Source organism: Herbaspirillum frisingense GSF30 (assembly GCF_000300975.2).
Classification (GTDB): domain Bacteria; phylum Pseudomonadota; class Gammaproteobacteria; order Burkholderiales; family Burkholderiaceae_D; genus Herbaspirillum; species Herbaspirillum frisingense.
The window spans coordinates 1-19,449 of record NZ_AEEC02000058.1; the positions used below are offsets into that span (position 1 = coordinate 1).

The 19,449-nt window shown below is 63.5% G+C and carries 18 protein-coding genes and 1 other RNA gene; 13 read left to right on the forward strand and 6 right to left on the reverse strand.

Annotated features, from left to right (window positions below):
- Nucleotides 1-268 precede the first annotated feature (268 nt).
- From HFRIS_RS23395 to HFRIS_RS23405, 3 genes are all read left to right on the forward strand, one after another.
- Nucleotides 269-1,282, forward strand: coding sequence for a LysR family transcriptional regulator (locus tag HFRIS_RS23395; protein WP_006465501.1), 1,014 nt, complete (start codon nt 269-271; stop codon nt 1,280-1,282).
- Between the two features lie 304 nt (nt 1,283-1,586).
- A complete protein-coding gene (locus tag HFRIS_RS23400; protein WP_006465502.1) occupies nt 1,587-2,615 on the forward strand; it encodes an AraC family transcriptional regulator in 1,029 nt (342 codons plus the stop codon).
- 84 nt (nt 2,616-2,699) lie between these two features.
- Nucleotides 2,700-3,707 carry an aldo/keto reductase gene (locus tag HFRIS_RS23405; protein WP_006465503.1) on the forward strand — a complete coding sequence of 336 codons (1,008 nt, stop codon included), beginning with the start codon at nt 2,700-2,702 and terminating at the stop codon, nt 3,705-3,707.
- Between the two features lie 92 nt (nt 3,708-3,799).
- Here the strand turns inward: HFRIS_RS23405 and HFRIS_RS23410 are convergent, their stop codons facing one another.
- The 4 genes from HFRIS_RS23410 to HFRIS_RS23425 form a co-directional block, all read right to left on the reverse strand.
- A complete protein-coding gene (locus HFRIS_RS23410) occupies nt 3,800-4,117 on the reverse strand; it encodes a type II toxin-antitoxin system RelE/ParE family toxin (RefSeq protein ID WP_006465504.1) in 318 nt (105 codons plus the stop codon).
- Nucleotides 4,114-4,383: a ribbon-helix-helix domain-containing protein gene (locus HFRIS_RS23415; protein WP_006465505.1), complete on the reverse strand. Its 270-nt coding sequence runs from the start codon at nt 4,381-4,383 to the stop codon at nt 4,114-4,116. Before HFRIS_RS23415 ends, HFRIS_RS23410 begins: the two co-directional genes overlap by 4 nt.
- Before the next feature lie 82 nt (nt 4,384-4,465).
- Nucleotides 4,466-5,218, reverse strand: a complete 753-nt coding sequence (locus HFRIS_RS23420; RefSeq protein WP_006465506.1) for an HpcH/HpaI aldolase family protein — start codon at nt 5,216-5,218, stop codon at nt 4,466-4,468.
- A gap of 85 nt (nt 5,219-5,303) precedes the next feature.
- A complete protein-coding gene (locus HFRIS_RS23425) occupies nt 5,304-6,578 on the reverse strand; it encodes a D-amino acid dehydrogenase (RefSeq protein WP_006465507.1) in 1,275 nt (424 codons plus the stop codon).
- Nucleotides 6,579-6,757: 179 nt separating this feature from the next.
- On the opposite strand from HFRIS_RS23425, the gene rnpB reads away from it, so the two are divergent.
- Nucleotides 6,758-7,092, forward strand: an RNA gene (gene rnpB / locus HFRIS_RS24610) — RNase P RNA component class A.
- 69 nt (nt 7,093-7,161) lie between these two features.
- Nucleotides 7,162-8,322, forward strand: a complete 1,161-nt coding sequence (locus HFRIS_RS23430; protein ID WP_006465508.1) for an enoyl-CoA hydratase/isomerase family protein — start codon at nt 7,162-7,164, stop codon at nt 8,320-8,322.
- Between the two features lie 33 nt (nt 8,323-8,355).
- On the opposite strand, the gene HFRIS_RS23435 is transcribed toward HFRIS_RS23430, so the two are convergent.
- Nucleotides 8,356-8,835 carry a nuclear transport factor 2 family protein gene (locus HFRIS_RS23435; RefSeq protein WP_039877149.1) on the reverse strand — a complete coding sequence of 160 codons (480 nt, stop codon included), beginning with the start codon at nt 8,833-8,835 and terminating at the stop codon, nt 8,356-8,358.
- Between the two features lie 343 nt (nt 8,836-9,178).
- The gene (locus HFRIS_RS23440) at nt 9,179-9,463 is read right to left on the reverse strand and encodes an HU family DNA-binding protein (RefSeq protein WP_006465510.1); all 285 of its coding nucleotides are present in this window, start codon (nt 9,461-9,463) and stop codon (nt 9,179-9,181) included.
- Nucleotides 9,464-10,351: 888 nt separating this feature from the next.
- On the opposite strand from HFRIS_RS23440, the gene mraZ reads away from it, so the two are divergent.
- The 8 genes from mraZ to HFRIS_RS23480 all read left to right on the forward strand — a co-directional run.
- Complete coding sequence (gene mraZ / locus HFRIS_RS23445) at nt 10,352-10,780, forward strand: division/cell wall cluster transcriptional repressor MraZ (RefSeq protein ID WP_006465511.1); 429 nt, start codon at nt 10,352-10,354, stop codon at nt 10,778-10,780.
- Nucleotides 10,781-10,792: 12 nt separating this feature from the next.
- Nucleotides 10,793-11,764, forward strand: a complete 972-nt coding sequence (gene rsmH, locus HFRIS_RS23450; RefSeq protein ID WP_006465512.1) for a 16S rRNA (cytosine(1402)-N(4))-methyltransferase RsmH — start codon at nt 10,793-10,795, stop codon at nt 11,762-11,764.
- On the forward strand, nt 11,761-12,033 hold the full coding sequence (gene ftsL / locus HFRIS_RS23455) for a cell division protein FtsL (RefSeq protein ID WP_006465513.1): 273 nt from the start codon (nt 11,761-11,763) through the stop codon (nt 12,031-12,033). Before rsmH ends, ftsL begins: the two co-directional genes overlap by 4 nt.
- A complete protein-coding gene (locus HFRIS_RS23460; RefSeq protein WP_006465514.1) occupies nt 12,030-13,808 on the forward strand; it encodes a peptidoglycan D,D-transpeptidase FtsI family protein in 1,779 nt (592 codons plus the stop codon). Before ftsL ends, HFRIS_RS23460 begins: the two co-directional genes overlap by 4 nt.
- Complete coding sequence (locus tag HFRIS_RS23465; RefSeq protein WP_006465515.1) at nt 13,808-15,334, forward strand: UDP-N-acetylmuramoyl-L-alanyl-D-glutamate--2,6-diaminopimelate ligase; 1,527 nt, start codon at nt 13,808-13,810, stop codon at nt 15,332-15,334. The genes HFRIS_RS23460 and HFRIS_RS23465 overlap by 1 nt, the downstream gene beginning before the upstream one ends.
- Nucleotides 15,331-16,773 carry a UDP-N-acetylmuramoyl-tripeptide--D-alanyl-D-alanine ligase gene (locus HFRIS_RS23470; protein ID WP_006465516.1) on the forward strand — a complete coding sequence of 481 codons (1,443 nt, stop codon included), beginning with the start codon at nt 15,331-15,333 and terminating at the stop codon, nt 16,771-16,773. Before HFRIS_RS23465 ends, HFRIS_RS23470 begins: the two co-directional genes overlap by 4 nt.
- 1 nt (nt 16,774) lies before the next feature.
- Nucleotides 16,775-17,944 (forward strand): phospho-N-acetylmuramoyl-pentapeptide-transferase, encoded by a 1,170-nt coding sequence (gene mraY / locus HFRIS_RS23475; protein ID WP_006465517.1) that lies wholly within the window; start codon nt 16,775-16,777, stop codon nt 17,942-17,944.
- Nucleotides 17,945-18,051: 107 nt separating this feature from the next.
- On the forward strand, nt 18,052-19,449 hold a 1,398-nt coding region (locus HFRIS_RS23480; RefSeq protein ID WP_006465518.1), incomplete at its 3' end, for a Mur ligase family protein.

The following is a 19,449-nucleotide window of genomic DNA, read 5'->3' on the forward strand; positions in this document are numbered from 1 at the left end:
GGCTGCCAAGTACGGATTTCCTGAGTGATCGCACCAATGTTTTTCTGGTGCAATAGCGCGGAGAAGCACGTAGTTGCTGCGTAGTTGCTGCGTAATTGGCGGTTATTTGTTGTAAATTGATTCAATTCGAGCGGGCCTGGCCGTATCGCCGGGACCGCCCGGACCAGGGCAATCGGCGCGCCGGGGGCGGTGCCTGCTCTTGCCTGTGCTAGTCCTGCCCCCGCTTGCCGCTCCGATGTTCTCGGACGCCGGCACTTAGGAGAGAGCGATGGACCGTTTCCAGGCCATGCAAGTCTTTACCGCTGTGGTTGATGCCAACAGCTTCACGCGCGCTGCGGACAACCTGAACCTGCCGCGTACTACCGTCACCACCCTGATCCAGGGGCTGGAGAGCATGCTGCGGGTGCGTCTGCTGAATCGCACCACGCGCCGCATCAGTCTCACGCCCGATGGCGCGGCCTACTACGAGCGCTGCGTGCGCATCCTGGCCGACGTCGACGAGACCGAGCAATCCTTCCGCAATGTCACGCGCGGGCCCCAGGGGCGCTTGCGCATCGATGTGCCGGGCTCGGTCGGGCGCCTCATGCTGTTGCCCAACCTGTGCGACTTCTATACCAAGTACCCCGACATCGAGCTGGTCATGGGCATGGGCGACCGCCCGGTGGACATGGTGCAGGAGGCGGTGGACTGCGTGATCCGCATCGGCGAGCTACAGGATTCATCGATGGTGGCGCGCCGCATCGGCACCTTCCAGACCGTCACCTGTGCCGCACCGTCCTACCTCGAGCGCCACGGCGTGCCGCATACCATCGAGGACCTGCAGCAGCACAAGGCGGTGCATTACTTCTCCAGCCGCACCGGCCGCACCATCGACTGGGATTTCGTGGTTGATGGCGTCACGCGCGAGGTGAAGATGGATGGCAAGCTCTCGGTCAACGAGGCCGATGCCTACGTCGAATGCGCCCTGCAGGGCTTCGGCATGGTGCAGGCGCCGCTGTACATGGTGACGCGCCACATCGAGGAGGGCCGCCTGGTCGAACTGCTCTCGCAGTGGAAGCCGGCGCCCATGCCGATCTCGGTGGTGTACCTGCACAACCGTCACCTCTCGCCCAAGGTGCGTGCCTTCGTCGATTGGGTGGCCGAGCTGTTCGCCACCTGCCCGCTGCACAAGGCCTGCACCATGGGTATGGAAGAGAGCGAGTGCAGCTTCGTCAAGAAGCCTGAAGTCAGCACCGTGCGCACCGTGGTCGAGCAGTACAACATCGCCGAGAGTGTGTTCTGACGTTTGCCTGGTGATCAGTTCGGCGAGGATTATGCAGGCGGCCCGCAGGTTTTGGCGTGCCGAAAGCTGCCGATTTTCTGCCTGATTCTCTGTTCCTGTTTTTGTGTCGTCGCACCGGGTCGCCTGTGTGTGCGGCATGCGGGCCGATGTTGCCGTGACGGCCTCATCATGATCGCGCCCAATCGCCGTCGGGCATACCTGATTCTGCAAACTTCTTGCCTGATCCTCCGTGTGTGATTGCCAGAGAATCAGGCAGCGCTGCGCAAGCGTTAAGCTGCCGCTTGTCCCTTGTTGAGAGAACACCATGGATCTCGATCTGCACGCTGTCCAGGATTCCGCGCCCCTGCTCTTGCTGGAGCATGACAGTTCGCCCACCTCGGTGGCGCCCACCCGGTCCGAGGCCGACCTGGCCGCCGTTGCCCGTTTCCACGCCATGCAGCAGGAGTTGCTGCAGCTGCTGGAGCGCTATACCGCCGGCAGTGAAGGCATGCTGGCCACTGCCATCCCCGACCTGGAAATCTATCGCATCACCTGCCCCACCGGTCCCAAGCACGCGGTGCAGAAGCCGGTCTTCGCGGTGATCGCGCAGGGTTCCAAGCGCATCTTCGTGGGGGATGAAATCTATGAATACGATCCCATGCACTACCTGGTGGCTTCGGTGGATCTGCCGGTGGTGGGCAAGGTGATGGTGACCAGTCCCGATGAGCCCTATCTCGGCCTGCGGCTGGAACTGGATACCCAGGAGATCGGTGAACTGATCGGTGACGAGAACCTGCCGGCGGCCGCCCATCTCACAGAGGGCGCGGCCCGCGGGCTGTACGTGAACCGGCTCGACGTCGAACTGCTGGATGCCGTCTTGCGACTCTTGCGCCTGCACGAGTCGCCACGTGACGTGGCCATCCTGGCGCCGATGATACGGCGTGAAATCCTGTACCGGCTGCTGATGAACGGGCAGGGTGCGCTGCTGCGCCAGACGGTGCTGCAGGACAGCCAGATGAACCGCGTGGCCAAGGCCATCCGCCTGATCAAGGACGGTTACGACCAGGCCTTGCGCATCGAGGACGTGGCGCGCGAGGTGCACATGAGCGTGTCGTCGCTGCATCATCACTTCAAGATGGTGACGGCCATGAGTCCCTTGCAATACCAGAAGAACCTGCGCCTGCAGGAAGCGCGCAAGCTGATCCTGACGGCCGACGCCAGCGTGGCGACGGCGGCGCATCGGGTCGGTTACGAGAGCTCGTCGCAGTTCAGTCGCGAATACAGCCGTCTGTTCGGTGCGCCGCCCTTGCGCGACAAGCGGCGCTGGCAGGAAGAAGAAGCGCCGATGCTGTGAGTCCCCGGCGGGTGCGGCGGCACGGCGCTAGAATGATCGGTTGCATTTAACTTATCCACACCCATTTTTCGATTCGGAGACAGCATGCACTATCGTCGCCTCGGCAAGAGCAACCTCAAGGTATCGGCCCTGTGCCTGGGTTCCATGATGTTCGGTGACCAGACCGACCTGCAGGAATCCGGCCGCATCGTGGCCTCGGCCCGCGAACACGGCGTCAATTTCATCGACACGGCCGACGTCTATACCAAGGGCAAGTCGGAGGAGATCGTCGGCAAGCTGCTGGCCGGACAGCGCCATGAGTGGGTGCTGGCCAGCAAGCTGGGCAATCCGATGAGCAACCGGCCCAATGAGTCCAACTATTCGCGCAACTGGATCGTGCGCGAGACCGAGAACATCCTCAAGCGTCTCGATACCGATTACCTGGACATCCTCTACATGCACCGCGACTACCAGGACGAGAACCTGGAAGAGGCGGTGCAGGCCCTGGGCGACCTGATCCGCGCCGGCAAGATTCGCGGCTTTGGGGTGTCCAACTTCCGTGGCTGGCGCATCGCCGAGATTGCGCGCCTGTGTGAGAAGAACAATGTGCCGCTGCCGCTGGTCTGCCAGCCTTACTACAACCTGCTGAACCGCCAGCCGGAAGTGGAAATCCTGCCGGCCTGCGCACACTATGGCCTGGGCGTGGTGCCGTACAGCCCGATCGCGCGTGGCGTGCTGACCGGCAAGTACCAGCCGGGCCAGAAGCCGGCCGAGGATACCCGTGCCGGACGCGGCGACAAGCGCATGATGGAAACCGAATTCCGCGAAGAATCGCTGCTGATCGCGCAGCGCCTGCAGCAGCACTGCGAGCAGCGCGGCATCAAGCTGGGCCAGTTCGCCACCGCCTGGGTACTGGCCAATTCGGCCATCAGCAGCGTCATCGCCGGCCCGCGCACGCTGGCGCAGATGGAGGATTACTACGATGCGGCCGAGCTAAAGATCACGGCCGAGGAAGAGGCGCTGGTGGACAGCCTGGTCACACCGGGGCATGCGTCCACGCATGGCTACAACGATCCCAACTATCCGTTCTTCGGTCGGGTGGTGCGGGGCTGAGGTCACGGACGCGCGAGATGTAAAAAGCGGATCAGGGCAAATGTCCTGATCCGCTTTTTCTTGTTGATGTGGATCCCCTACAGTCCTTCGATTTAGTCCGCGGCCGGGTCTTTTCGCAAGATCGTTTCAATGTCCTGGCCACCGTAGAAGATGCCGATGATGGCGACCTCTTCCTCATCAACAGCAAAGGCGATCACTGTCCGCTTTTTGTAGTTCGTCAGGCGTAGACCAGGCCGGACGTCATCACGTTTTGTCCCGCGCAGGGGGAGGGTGCGTAGGCTTTCGCAGTAGCTGACGATGGCGTCTGTATATCCCGCCGCTATGTCAGGCGACGCCGCTTGCGCGATGTAGTGGTAAAGCTGAGCGAGTTGTTCCAGTGATTCCGGAGTGAAGACGATGCGATGGTTCATCTTGCCTTGGCGTGCTCGGCCGCTAGGCGGGCGCGTACCTGGTCTGCGGTGACGGCGCGGGAAGGATCACTTTTCAACGCGTCATAGGCTGGCGCTACCTGGTTGTTCAGCCAGCTCTCCATCGCCCGATCACGGGCCAGCAAGGTGCGCAGTCCGTCGCGGATCACTTCGCTTTCGCTGGCGTACTCGCCGCTACGTACCTTGCTTTTCACCACATCTGCCATTTCGTTAGGCAGGGTAATGCTCATCTGCTGTGTGCTTCGCATGGCTGGCTCCTTCGGGTGGATGGGATTTAATCCTACTGCTGACGGGTCTTGCTGTCCAGCCCTGCCACCGGCGGTGTTGGAATCAGCGCAAGGCGCTGATACGTCTCGCCCCTTCGGCCTTGATCTGCTGGATGTCGGTGCCCGGCACCACCAGGTCCATGCCGATCGCCTTCATGCGCTGCGCCATGTCCATGGTGCCGGCGAAGATTCCCACGTACTTGCCCAGCTTGCGCGCCAGCGCCAGCAGATGATCGATGGCGTCGTTCAGACGCTGGTCGCCATAGGCATCCGGGGGCAGGCCGAGTTCGATGGCCAGGTCGCTGGGGCCGATGAAGATGCCGTCCAGGTCGGGCACCTGCAGAATCGCTTCAGCATTGGCGTAGCCTTCACGGGTTTCGATCATGGCCAACGTGAGGATGGTCTGGTTGGCGTGGGCGAAATAATCGGCTCCGCCATACAGGAAGCCGCGCGCCGGGCCATAGCTGCGGCCGCCGCGGGGTGAGTAGTGACAGGCGCGCACGAAGCGTTCGGCATCATCGGCGGTGTTGATCAGCGGGCAGATGACGCCATAGGCGCCGGCATCGAGCAGCTTGTTGATTTCGCCCAGGCTGTTCTCGGAGCAGCGCACCAGCGGCACGGCCTCGGTGCTGGAGATGGCCTGCAGCATCGGCAGGGCCGATTCGATGGAGAAGGGGCCGTGTTGCAGGTCCACCGTGACCGCATCGTAGCCGCTGTGCGCGACCACTTCGGCCAGCAGTGAATTGCCCATCGAAATCCAGCCCGAGAGGGCCAGTTGCTGTTGCGCGAAGAGGGTGCGCAGCCGGTTTTCCCGCATCGTTCGTCTCCCATGGATCAGGCCAGCAGGGCGCTGGCGAGGCTCCATGTTAATTCCGATTGCGGGGGCGTCGCATGAAACTTCTTCAGGCCCGGTACTGGAATGGCGTGTCGTCGATGGCGCGGGTGCGGCCGGCGATCTGGTCGGCCAGCAGCGCTGCGCTGCCGCAGGCCAGGGTCCAGCCCAGCGCACCCTGGCCGATGTTGAGATAGAGGTTGTTCACCGGTGAGCGACCGACGATGGGGACCCCGCTCGGGGTGGCAGGGCGGAAGCCCATCCACGGCGAGAGCGTGGCGTCGTCGCCGAGCCGGCAGGCGGGGAAGAGTTCGCGCATACCGTTCTTGAGTTCTTCGATGGCACGGCGCGGGATGCTGCGGTCCTGGCCGACCAGTTCGATGCGGCCAGCCACTCTCAGACGCTGCCCGAGGCGGGCGTAGACGATCTTGCGGGCGATGTCGGTGATGGAGACCTGTGGTGCGGCCGCACGGCTGGTGTCGTCCTCCAGCGGTACGGTGATGCTGTAGCCCTTGAGCGGATAGAGCGGCAGGCGCAGGTCGAGCAGGCGGGCGAAGTCGCTGCTGTCGGCCCCCAGCGCCAGGACGAAGCGGTCGGCCTCTAGCCATTGGCCGCCGGCCTGGACGGCGCGCAGGGCCTGGCCTTGACGGTCGTCACGCCGTACGGCGTCCACGCGTGCGCCGCCGATGAAACGGAAATTCGGGTCGGCCTGCATGACGTCCACCAGTGCGCGGCAGAACTGCGGGCAGTCGCCGGCTTCCTCGCTGGGGGTGTAGACGCCGCCGGCCCAGTCGCGTTGCGAATGACCCAACGCGGGCTCGATGCGGATGCATTCGGCCGCGCCCAGCACTTCCTGCTGGCAACCGTATTGCGCCTGGAAGCGTACCTGTGCAGCGGCCGACTCCAGTCCCTGGGCATCGGTGAACATCACCAGCTTGCCGGAGCGCTGGTAGTCGAAGGACAGGTTCAGGCCGGCATTCCACTGGGTCAGCTGGTCGCGGCTGTAGAAGGCCAGTTGCAGCAGGTCGAGGGTGGTGTGGCGCACGCGCTCGGCGTTGCAGCAGCGCAGGAACTGGGCCAGCCAGCGATATTGCGCGCCGTCCAGGGTGGGTTTGATGGTCAGCGGCGATTCCTTGCTGAACATGTAGTAAGCCCATTTGGTCCAGACCGAGGGGTCGGCCAGCGGCGCCACGTAGGAGTAGCTGAGCTGGGCGCCATTGCCCTGGCTGGTGCCGGCGCCGGGCTGGTCGTGTGCATCGATCAGGCTGACCTGGTGGCCATCCTGGAGCAGGCGGTAGGCAGTGGTCACGCCGATTACGCCGGCGCCCAATACGCAGATATGCATGGTGTTTCGTGAAAGTCAGTCAAGAACCGCGCAGCACTAGCTGCAGCGGATCAGCAGGAGACTACCTAAGAGGCGCCCGGGTGTCACATGCCGAATCGGCATGAACTTGTGCGCTCGCGCACAAGGGTTTTGCACCAGCAATCTCCGGCGCCGGGCGATGCTGCGCTACAATAGCGCCCGATGCAGGCCAGACAGCCGCTGGCCGCCTTCGCAAGGAGGCGGCGGGAGGAAGGTCCGGACTCCACAGAGCAGGGTGACGGTTAACGGCCGTCCGCTGAAAGCCGGCGCAAGCCGGTATAAGGCGAGGAACAGGGCCACAGAGACGAGCGTATTAAGTTACGGTGAAACGCGGTAACCTCCACCCGGAGCAATTTCAAATAGGCACGCGTTGATGTGGCTCGCGGAGCGTGCGGGTAGAAAGCTTGAGCGGCGGAGTGATCCGTCGCCTAGAGGAATGGCTGTCATAGCGGGTTTCCCGCCGTAACAGAATCCGGCCTACCGGCCTGCTTCACTGAATTTCCTTCCATTAAAACACTGCGGCCCGCGGGCACTGCGGGTTCGCGCAAGAGACCCCAGGAGACCCATGAACCAAGTAGCCGCACCCGTGCTGTTCGAAGAACTGACAGCCGCCAACGGCCGCCGCATCGGCATCGCCACCCTCGCTTCCGAAAAGACCCTGCATGCCATCTCGCTGGAGATGGTCAGCCTGTTGACGCCGCAACTGCAGCGGTGGCAGGCTGATCCCGGCGTGGCGATGGTGCTGCTGCAGGCGCAGGGTGAAAAAGCCTTCTGCGCCGGTGGCGACCTGCAGCAACTCTATCGTTCCATGCGCGAACATCACGCCTCGCCCGAGCGCGAGGACATCCGCGCCAATCACTACGCGGCCGAATTCTTCGAGCAGGAATATCGCCTGGATTATCTTATCCACAGCTTCGCCAAGCCCATCCTGTGTTGGGGGCATGGCATCGTCATGGGCGGTGGCATCGGTCTGATGGCCGGTTGCAGCCATCGGGTGGTCACTGAAAAGTCGCGCCTGGCGATGCCGGAAATCACCATCGGCCTGTACCCGGACGTGGGCGGCAGCTGGTTCCTGGCTCGCATGCCGGGCAAGACCGGGGTGTTCCTGGCACTGACCGGGGCCAACCTGAACGCCAACGATGCGCTCTTTGCCGGTCTGGCGGACTACCGGGTGGCGCAGGCGGCCAAGCAGTCGGTGATCGATGCGCTGCTGCAGCAGCCGTGGGGCCAGGGGCGTGATGCGGAGTTGCTCGATCGCGTACTGGCGGCTGCGCAAGGCGCATCGGTGCAGGAGGGGGCGGCGGTGTTTGCGTCGTCCAACCTGCGGACGCATTACGACCAGATCGAGGCCCTGTGCCGCCAGCCCAGCCTGCCGGAGATCGTGGACGGCATCCTCGCGCTGCAGACCGATGACCCCTGGCTGACCAAGGCCATGGCGACCCTGCGCGCCGGATCGCCTGGTTCGGCGTGGCTAGGTTACGCCTTGCAGAAGCGGGTGCGTCCTTTGTCTCTGGCCGAGGTATTCCGGCTGGAATTCGTGGTGTCGCTGCATTGCGCGGCGCGGCCGGATTTCGTCGAGGGTATCCGTGCGCTGATCATCGAGAAGGACCAGAAGCCGCAATGGAATCCGGCTTCCCTGGGCGCTGCCACGCCGGAATGGGTGGAGGGCTTCTTTGCCGATCCCTGGTCGCCAGACCAGCATCCGCTGGCCGACCTGGCCGCCTGAACCAGCAAGCAGCCCTGGCCGCACCTCTGCGGATTAGAGGCCCAGTGCGCTCAGGCCGGGGTGGTCGGCCGGGCGCGGGGCTGAGCGGTCCCAGTGGAACTTGCGTTCGGACTCCTTGATGGGCAGGTCATTGATGGAAGCATGGCGGGTCCGCATCAGGCCATGCTCGTCGAATTCCCAGTTCTCATTGCCGTAGGAACGGTACCAGTGTCCCGAATCGTCGTGCCATTCGTAGGCGAAGCGCACGGCGATGCGGTTGCCTTCGTGCGCCCAGACTTCCTTGATCAGACGGTAATCCTGTTCGCGGGTCCACTTGCGGGTGAGGAAAGTGACGATCTCGGCGCGGCCGGTGATGAAGTCGGCACGGTTGCGCCAACGGCTGTCTTCGGTGTAGGCCAGCGAAACGCGTTGCGGGTCGCAGGAATTCCAGGCGTCCTCTGCGGCGCGAGCCTTCATGGCTGCGGTCTCACGAGTGAAGAGAGGTAGCGGCGGGCGTTGGGCGGGGCTATTCATCGACGGTCTCCTCGGGTGCGCCGGACCAGCCGGCAGGTCATGGGATGTGGCGGAAGACGGGAACAAAACGCGGGTGCAACGGCATTGAGTTCATATGAAACCGAAAAAATTCTAGGCGCTACGCTCTGCCTTGGCAAACGGAGATAAGGGATGGATCGGACTTGCGAGGCGGTATGTGCAGCGCGTGCGGAGAACTGTGCTGACGATGCGTGCTACTGCGGGGACGTTACTGCGGGGCTGTACTGCGGAGGGAAGGCGGTGGAGGGGGAGGACGGCCGATCCGAGTGGATCGGCCTCGATTTGAATGCCATGAATCTGTTTCATGGCATTCAAATGCGTGAAATTATTTCTTCTTCTTGTTCACGGCTTCCTTGAAAGCCTTGCCAGCCGAGAACTTCACGGTGGTTGCAGCGGCGATCTTGATTTCTTCGCCGGTTTGCGGGTTGCGGCCGGTACGGGCAGCGCGCTTGCCGGTGGAGAAGGAACCGAAGCCGACCAATTGCACGGTATCGCCCTTGGTCACGGCCTTGATGATGTTCTCGATGACGGAGTCCAGCGCGCGCTGAGCTGCTGCCTTGGAGATTTCGGTGTCGGCGGCGATAACGTCAACCAATTCAGATTTGTTCACTTTTAAATTCCTTTCACTGTTAAGGTGCCCAGATTTTAGCACTGGAATGAGGCGGATTCGCAAGCCCTATCTGCGTTTTCAGCCGATTTGACCTGGTCTTGACCGACCTTGATTGAAAAAAATCGACCTGCTTTTCAGCACCGTTGAACGGACCGTGGAGGCCCCGTTTTGGTGTATCGATCTCCCCAAAGACACGGATAGTAAAAGGTGGTCGCCGCCGAAGTCAAAACAAAAACGCGTCAGGGCATTCATTTGATGAAGAATTTGATCAAGAACTGTGCTCACGCGCCGGCACATCCTCCATTTCGTCGCCCATTTCGTCGGGCATTGGCGACTCTGTTTTCTTCATCGGCTGTTCGTGTCTGATCGCGGCCGACGTCTTGAATTGGCTTTTTTATCGTTTCAGTGCGCGATCGGCAAGCTTCCGGGGAACTAAAGTTGCACTGCAAAATCCATGTCGCTTTCTCTTTGCACTCGCAAAATCGGAGGGTGGCAAGAGCTCTTTTCGAGCGCCCCGGTCACCGCCCCGAAATCGCGCACGCCAGCTCTTCCATGCCGCGCAAATCCGCGTAGTTACGCAATTCTGACGATAAACACATGTGTAAAGCTCAGGTTGCACCTTCAATGTAAATGCTAAGTCCTTCATTTTCTTCGAAAAACTTCTGAAAACGCTGTTTTAAGGAAGTGCGCTAAGTCTTTGACTTTATTAGCAAAATCCCCGTTTTTCCCTGTGTATACCGCTTGACCTGCAATAGTGCATCCTCTAAAGTGGGCGGCAGTGTCAAAAAGTGTTTTTTTGTGGGGCATTTTGTGGATTCATTTGCATTTGCCTAAGGTGACACCACACCCGATCAGCAATCTCACTCGCCAGAGGCGAAGGAAAAAACAGTGTTCCAGGGCGCGTCAGCACTCAATCTCGATGCCAAAGGACGGATGACCATTCCGGCCAAGCATCGTGACGCCCTGATTGTGCAGTGCGAAGGGCGAGCCACCGTGACGCGCCATCCGCATGGTTGCCTGCTGTTCTTCCCGCGCCCGACCTGGGAGACGCATCGTGAGCAGATCGCCAACTGGCCGATGTCGGCCCGTGCCTGGCAGCGCATCTTCCTGGGCAATGCCCAGGATGTGGAGCTCGACAGTGCCGGCCGCATCCTGATCGCGCCGGAGTTGCGCGCCGCCGTTGGTTTGCAGCGCGACGTGATGTTGCTGGGCATGGGTAGCCATTTCGAAATCTGGGATGCCGTCAAGCTGGCTGAAAGTGAAGCCGAGGCTGTGGCGGGCGGTATGCCGGATGTGTTGAGTAATTTTTCCTTCTGACGGCCGGACAAGATGAATCTGCAACCGGTGCCCGAGCTGCAGCACCGCACCGTGCTGTTGGAAGAAGCCGTGGACGCGCTGGCCATCGAGGGCGAGCGCGCCAATGGCGTTTATCTGGACGGTACCTTCGGTCGCGGCGGTCATAGCCGCGCCATCCTCTCCAGGTTGGGCCCGCAGGGCCGTCTGATCGCATTTGATAAGGACCCGTTGGCCATTGCCACGGCGCAGAAGATCGATGATGCACGCTTCGAGATCGTGCATGACAGCTTCGCGACCATGGACCAGGCGCTTGCCGAACGCGGCATCGCGCAGGTCGACGGGGTGTTGATGGATTTGGGTATTTCGTCGCCGCAGGTGGATGACGCCGCGCGCGGCTTCAGCTTTCGCTTGGATGGCCCGCTGGACATGCGCATGGATACCACGCGTGGCATGTCGGCAGCGGATTGGCTGGCAACGGCAGACGAACAGCAGATTGCAAAGGTGATACGTGATTATGGGGAAGAACGGTTTGCTCTTCAGATTGCAAAGAAGATTGTTGCTGGCCGGGCAATCCAGCCAATTTCAAGCACACGACAGCTTGCCGCGCTCGTGGCACAGGCCGTCAAAACCCGCGAGAAAGGCAAAGATCCGGCCACTCGCACATTTCAGGCTGTACGGATTTTCGTCAATCAAGAGCTTGAAGAACTCGAGGTAGGACTGGAAAAAGCGTTCCGTCAGATGGCGCAGCACGGGAGATTGGTTGTGATCAGCTTTCACTCGCTGGAAGATCGCATCGTCAAGCAGTTCATGGCATCCAAGGCCCATGCACCGCAGCCCGACCGCCGCCTGCCGATTCGTGCGATCGACCTGCCGCAGGCCCCTGCACGCCTGCTGCCGCGGGTCATGCCCAGCGCGGCTGAAGTCGAATCCAATCCGCGTGCGCGCTCGGCGGTGATGCGCGGCCTGGAGCTGATCGTGGCACCTGCCGCTGGAGTGGCTGCGTGACCGGCCGCCTGTGCCTGCTGCTGACGGCCCTGCTGGTGGCGTGCGCGCTATCGGTGGTGAGCGCCCAGTACAAGGCACGCAGCCTGTTCATCGAGCTTGAGCGCGCCCAGAGCGCGGCTCGCCAGCTTGATGTCGACTGGGCGCAATTGCAACTGGACCAGTCCACCCTGGGCAAGAACGCCCGCATCGAGGAACTGGCCCGGCGTGACCTGAACATGATGCCGGTCACCTCCGCCCGCACCCAATACCTCACCGTGGGGGCACAATGACCAAGATGCCTCCGCGTCCCAACCTGGCAGGCAGCCGCGTGGCGGCTTCCAAGGGCGTGGCCTTCTCCTCCAATCCCATCCTGCAGGTCAAGTTGCCGGCATGGCGCTCGCGCTTCGTGCTGTTCGTGCTGTTCGTGGCCTTTGTCGCCCTGATCGTACGGGCCTTGTGGCTGCAGGGCGTGTCCACCGACTTCCTGCAGAAGCAGGGCGCCTCGCGCTACGCCCGCACCCTGGAACTGCCCGCCACGCGCGGCAAGATCACCGACCGCAATGGCCAGGTGCTGGCCTCGTCGGTGCCGGTCAAGGCGATCTGGGCCATTCCCGACGACGTCCAGGCCGCGCCCAAGGACAAGCTGGTGCAACTGGCCAAGCTGCTGGAAATGAGCGATGCCGAGCTGCGCAAGAAGCTGGATTCGGATCGCAGCTTCGTCTACCTGAAGCGCCAGGTCGAGCAGGATACCGCCGACAAGATCGTCAAGCTGGGCATCCCCGGCGTGGAAACCCGCAAGGAATACAAGCGCTTCTACCCCGAGGGCGAGGTGATGGCGCACGTGGTCGGCTTCACCAACATCGAAGATGCCGGGCAGGACGGCATGGAGCTGGCCGCCCAGAAGACACTGGCCGGCATGACCGGCAGCCGGCGCGTCATCAAGGACCGCCTGGGCCGTGTGGTGGAAGACATCGAATCCATCCGCGAACCGCATGACGGCCGCGACCTGACCCTGTCCATCGACAGCAAGATCCAGTACATCGCCTTCACCCAACTGAAGGAAGCGGTGGAGAAGTTCAAGGCCAAGGCCGGCGGCATCATCGTGGTCGACGCCAAGACCGGCGAAGTGCTGGCACTGGCCAACCTGCCCACCTACAACCCCAACGACCGCTCGGTGCTGACCGGCGCGCAGCTGCGCAACCGCGTCGTGACCGATACCTTCGAACCGGGCTCGACGCTCAAGCCGTTTACGGTGGCGCTGGCGCTGGACACCCATCGCGTCACACCCTCCACCGTGTTCCAGACCGCGCCCGGCAAGATGACCATCGGCACCGCCACCATCGGCGACTCGCATGCCCACGGCCCGCTGACGGTGGCCCAGATCATCGAGAAATCGTCCAACATCGGTACCGCCAAGATCGCCCTGGGCATGCCGCCCGAAGAGATGTGGGAAATGTTCACCACGGTCGGGTTCGGCCAGCAGCCCAAGTTCGGCTTCCCGGGCGCCGTGGCCGGCCGCGTGCGTCCGTACAAGTCCTGGCGTCCGATCGAACAGGCCACCATGAGCTATGGTCACGGTATCTCGGTATCGCTGATCCAGCTGGCGCATGCCTACCTGATCTTCGCCCGCAATGGCGACATCATTCCGCTGTCCTTCACCAAGGTCACCGACTCGCCCATCGGCCAGCGTGTGATCTCGGCCGATACCGCCCTGCAGATGCGCCGCATGCTGGAAACCGTGGTTGCCCCCGGTGGTACCGCGCCGCAGGCCCAGGTGCCGGGTTATCGCGTGGGTGGCAAGACCGGTACCGCCTACAAGATCGAGGGCGGCAAGTATGTGCGCAAGTATGTGGCGTCCTTCTCGGGCATCGCCCCCATGTCGGACCCGCGCCTGATCATCTCGGTCATGATCGACGAGCCGCAAGGCCAGCACTATGGCGGCCCGGTGGCCGGCCCGGTGTTCGCCAACGTGGCCGCCAATGCCCTGCGTGCATTGAACGTGCCGCCGGACTCCAGCGTGACCAACATCATCATTCCCAAAGAACCGCTTGAGGAGAGCATGTAATGTCCAAGCGCGTTCTGAGCCTGCAAGACATACTCGCCTGGCTGCGCCAGGCGGCGCCGTCTGCGCAACTGACGTCCGATTCGCGTCGTGTGGCGCCGGGCGACGTCTTCTTCGCCTACGTGGGCGACGCCGATGGACGCTCCTATATCGCCGATGCCGTCGAGCGCGGTGCGGCTGCGGTCGTCTATGAAGCCGAGGGCTACACCTGGCCGCAAGAGGTCGACGAACCGCACCTGGCCGTGCCCGATCTCAAGGCGCAGGCCGGCGAGATCGCCGCCGCCTGGTATGGGCAGCCCGACCAGGGCATGCTGACCGTGGCCGTCACCGGCACCAACGGCAAGACCTCCTGCTCCTGGTGGCTGGGTAGCGCCCTGTCGCGCCTGCCGGCCATCAGCAATGCCGGCGTGATCGGCACCCTGGGCGTGGGCAGCTTCGTCGGTGGCAAGCAGCAGGGCTTTGATGTGACCGGCTACACCACCCCGGATGCCGTGCTGCTGCAGCGCAGCCTGTCCCGGCTGGCCCAGGGGCGCGTCACGGCGCTGGCCATCGAGGCTTCCTCGATCGGGCTGGCACAAGGGCGCATGAACGGCATGCATGTGGATGTCGCCCTGTTCACCAATTTCACGCGTGATCACCTGGATTTCCACGGTGACATGCAGACCTATGAAGACGCCAAGCGCAAGTTGTTCCAGTGGCCCGGCCTGAAGCACGCCGTGCTCAATCTGGACGATCCCATGGGCCTGCGCCTGCTGCCCTTGCTGGCGGGTCGCCAGGTGCCGGTGATCGGCTACGCGCTGGCCGAAGAGGCTGACGCCCAGGCGGCCGGCATCCCCACGCTGCGCGCCAGCCAGTTGCGCAGCAGCCATGCCGGTACCGTGTTCCATGTCGATTCGCCCTTCGGCAGCGGCCAGGTCAAGACCCAGTTGGTGGGCCGCTTCAATGTCAGCAATGTGCTGGGCATCATGGGCGTGCTGCTGACGCAAGGGTTGGCCTGGGACGCCGTCGTGGCGGCCGCTGCCGCCCTGACGCCCGCGCCTGGCCGCATGCAGCAGTTCGGCGGACCGGACGTGCCGCTGATCGTGATCGATTACGCGCATACCCCCGATGCGCTGGACAAGACCCTGTCCGCGCTGCGCCAGGTCGCTACCCAGCGTGGCGGCCAGCTGTGGTGCGTGTTCGGCTGCGGGGGCGATCGCGATCCGGGCAAGCGCCCGCAGATGGGCCAGATCGCCGAGCAGGCCGACCATGTGGTGCTGACCAGCGACAATCCGCGCAGCGAAGACCCGCAAGCCATCATCGAACAGATCTGCGCCGGCATGAGCCGCGTGGAACCGGTCGTGCTGGCCGACCGCGCCGGCGCCATCCTGTGGGCCATCCGCCACGCCACCCGCGCCGATGTGGTGCTGCTGGCCGGCAAGGGCCATGAGGCCTACCAGGAAATCGCCGGCAAGAAGTTGCCCTTCCTCGACGCCGACCATGTCGCCCTGGCGCTGGCTGCGCGCTCGACCATGATGGGGGGCGCATGATGCGGTTCGACTTCAGCCAGATGCTGGAATGGATCCGCACCGCCGAGGCTGCGGCCTCGGCCCATACGGTGCCTGGTGTAATCAATGCGCCGGCCGGTGAGCTGATCCTCAACGACGTCGTCACCGACAGCCGGGCGGTCAAGCCCGGCAACGTGTTTGTGGCGCTGCGCGGCGAGCGTTTCGATGCGCACGACTTCCTTGATGCCGTGGCCGCCCAGGGTGCTTCCGCCGTCGTGGTCGAACGCGTACCGCCGGGCTCGACACTGCCGGCCATCGTGGTGCCGGACAGCCGCGCCGCGCTGGGCCAGATCGCCCATGGCTGGCGTCACCGCCGCGCGATCCCGGTCATCGGCGTGACCGGCAGCAACGGCAAGACCACGGTCAAGGAAATGATCGCCGCGATCCTGGCGGCCGCCTTCGGTGAAGACGGCTACCTGGGCACGCGTGGCAACTTCAATAACGAGATCGGCGTGCCGCTGACCCTGTTCCGCCTGCGCGACCAGCATCAGGCTGCCGTCGTCGAGATGGGCATGAACCATCCGGGCGAGATCGCGGTCCTCTCTCGCATCGCTTCGCCGACGCTGGGCCTGGTCAACAATGCCCAGCGCGAGCACCAGGAATTCATGGCCAGCGTGGAAGCGGTGGCGCGTGAAAACGGCGCCGTGATCCGCCACCTGCCGGCCGATGGCGTGGCCGTGTTCCCGGCCGACGACGACTTTACCGCCCTCTGGCGCGAAGAGGCCGGCACGCGGCGGGTGCTGAGCTTCGGCCTTACGCCGCAAGCCGATGTCAGCGCCACCTATCAGGCCGGCACGTTCGGCAGCAGCCTGCAGGTCACCGTCAAGGGGCTGGCCGTTCCCCCGGCGCAGTTCAAGCTCGAATTGGCCGCCGTGGGTGAACACAATGTCCGCAATGCGCTGGCAGCAGTTGCCTGCGCACTGGGTTCCGGCATCGCGGTCGAGGCCGTGGTGCGTGGGCTGGAAAGCTTTGCCCCGGTCAATGGCCGCCTGCAACGCAAGCAGGCCGTCAGCGGCGCCCTGGTGATCGACGACACCTACAACGCTAACCCCGATTCGGTGCGCGCCGCCATCGACGTGCTGGCCGCCATCAGCGGCCCACGCGTGCTGGTGCTGGGCGACATGGGCGAGGTCGGCGACCAGGGGCCGCAATTCCACGCCGAGATCGGCGCCTATGCGCACAGCCGCGGCATCCCGCTGTTCTTCGCGTTGGGCGAACTGAGCAGGCACGCCGTCGCGGCCTTCGGCGCACAGGCAAGGCATTTCGACGATATCGCTGCCCTCAATGCAGCGGTGGAGCAGGCCGCACCGCAAGGTGCGACCGTTTTGGTAAAAGGTTCACGCTTCATGAAGATGGAGCGAGTTGTACAGCATCTGGTCAACGTTGAATCCAACACGCAACATCAACAGGAGACCCATTAGCATGCTGGTCTGGCTCGCACAGAATTTTCAACAGGATTTCGGCTTTCTGCGCCTGTTCAACTTCATCACCTTCCGCGCGGTGTTCGCCACGCTGACGGCGTTGTTGATCGGCATGATCGCAGGCCCGGCCGTGATCCGCATGCTGACCCGCATGAAGGTCGGCCAGGCGGTGCGCACCGATGGTCCCCAGACCCACCTGATCAAGTCCGGCACCCCCACCATGGGCGGCGTGCTGATCCTGATCGGCATTGGCATTTCCACGTTGCTGTGGGCCGACCTGTCCAACCGTTTCGTCTGGATCGTGCTGATCGTCACGCTCGGTTTCGGCGCCGTCGGCTGGGTCGATGACTATCGCAAGGTGGTCTATCGCGACCCGCAGGGCATGCGCTCGCGCGAAAAGTATTTCTGGCAGTCGCTGATCGGCCTGGTGGCTGCGTTCTACCTGGCCTTCTCGGTCTCGGAAGTGAGCAACATGAAGGTCTTCGACCTGTTCGTGGCGTGGGTACGTTCCGGCTTCAGCCTGGACCTGCCGCCCAAGGCCGACCTGATCGTGCCGTTCTTCAAGACGGTCACCTATCCGCTGGGTGTGTGGGGCTTCATCGCGCTGACCTATTTCGTCATCGTCGGCACCAGCAATGCCGTCAACCTGACCGACGGCCTGGATGGCCTGGCCATCATGCCCACCGTGCTGGTGGGCGCCGCGCTGGGCCTGTTTGCCTACCTGACCGGCAATGCCAGCTACGCCAAATACCTGTTCATCCCGCACATCCCGGGAGCCGGCGAACTGCTGATCTTCTGCGGCGCCATGGGCGGCGCGGGCCTGGCCTTCCTCTGGTACAACGCCTACCCGGCGCAGGTGTTCATGGGTGACGTCGGCGCGCTGGCGCTGGGCGGCGCCCTGGGTACCATCGCCGTGATCGTGCGCCAGGAGATCGTGCTCTTCATCATGGGTGGCATCTTCGTGGTGGAGACCCTGTCGGTGATGATCCAGGTGGCCTATTTCAAATATACGAAGAAGCGGTTCGGCACCGGCCGCCGCGTGCTGTTGATGGCGCCGCTGCACCATCACTACGAGCAGAAGGGCTGGAAGGAAACCCAGGTGGTGGTCCGTTTCTGGATCATCACCATGATGTTGGTGCTGGTGGGCTTGTCGACGCTGAAGCTGCGCTGAAGTCTGCTTCACCCCGTAGCAGGAAAGAAATCACGGCGCCCTTGCTGACCATGTCAGGGCTGCCTTTGTAGCAAGCAGGTTCTAGAGAAGTGAGTTTGGAAACAACGATGAATTACTCGGGCAAACACGTTCTGGTGCTCGGACTCGGTGAGTCCGGCCTGGCAATGGCGCGGTGGCTGGTCTACTGCGGCGCCAGCGTGCGCGTGGCCGATACCCGTGGCGAAGCGGCCCTGGCCGAGCGCCTGGCCGCCCTGCGCGGTGACGCACCCGAGGCCCAGGCCGTGTTGGGCCAGGCCTTGTCGCCCTCCCTGCTGGAGGGCGTGGACTTCGTCACCGTCAGCCCGGGCCTGGCACCCGATGGCGAACTTGCCGCCTTGATGCCGGCCATCGCAGAGCGCGGCCTGCCGCTGTGGGGTGAGATCGAACTGTTCGCCCAGGCGCTGGCCGCCTTGCGCGAAGAAACGCTGTACCAGCCCAAGGTCCTGGCCATCACCGGCACCAACGGCAAGACCACGGTGACGCGCCTGACCGGCCTGCTGTGCCAGCGCGCCGGCCTGTCGGTGCAAGTGGCCGGCAATATCAGCCCGGCCGCGCTGGATGTGCTGCGCGAAGCGGTGATCCGGGACAAGGTCTTCCTGGCCGAACTGGCCGAGCAGGATGCGATCGCCGCAGCCCAGGCGCAGGCCGAAGCCGAGGCGCAAGCCGCCCAGCAAGCCGTGCTGGATGCCCAGCAGGCGGCCGAGGCCGAAAAGCATCGTCGCGCCGCCGCCCGGATCGAAGAAGCGGCAGCGATTGCCGTGCCGGTGCTGCAGGCCGATCTGCCGGCTGATTCATCCGCTGATCTGTCGACTGATGCATCCGCTGCCCCGCAGCTGGATCTGCTGGCAACGGCTGACGACGGCGAAGCGACCGGGCCGGTGCAACAGCCGCACGAGTCTGTCGAAACAGACCTGCCTGCCGCTGAGATTACCGAGGCCACTGAGACCGCCGGGGCGACAGAAGCCCCTGAAAACGCTGAGCTGGCCGAAGCGCCAGTCGCTGCAGAAACAGTCGATCCCGCCGTCGCCGCCACCCTGGAAGTGGCTTCCGACGTCGTGCCGCAGGCCGAACCCGATATGCCCGCCACGACTGGCGAAGCGATGAACTTGGGCGACTTCATGGAAGTCTCCCGCAAGGCCGAGGAAGACGCGCTGGTGGAAGTCCCGCCACCGCCGCCGCCCGAGCCGACCTACCGTGGCAGCATGCCGCAGGCCTGGGTGCTGGAGCTGTCCAGCTTCCAGTTGCACACCACGCAGAGCCTGCAGCCGCATGCGGCCACCGTGCTGAACCTGACCCAGGACCATCTGGACTGGCACGGCAGCATGGAAAACTATGCCGCCGACAAGGCCCGTATCTTTGGCCAAGGCACCGTGCGCGTACTCAATCGTGACGATGCGCTGGTGATGGAGATGGCCTCCGGCGCCGCGCCGCTGTCGACCTTCGGCCTGGACGAACCGACCACGCCC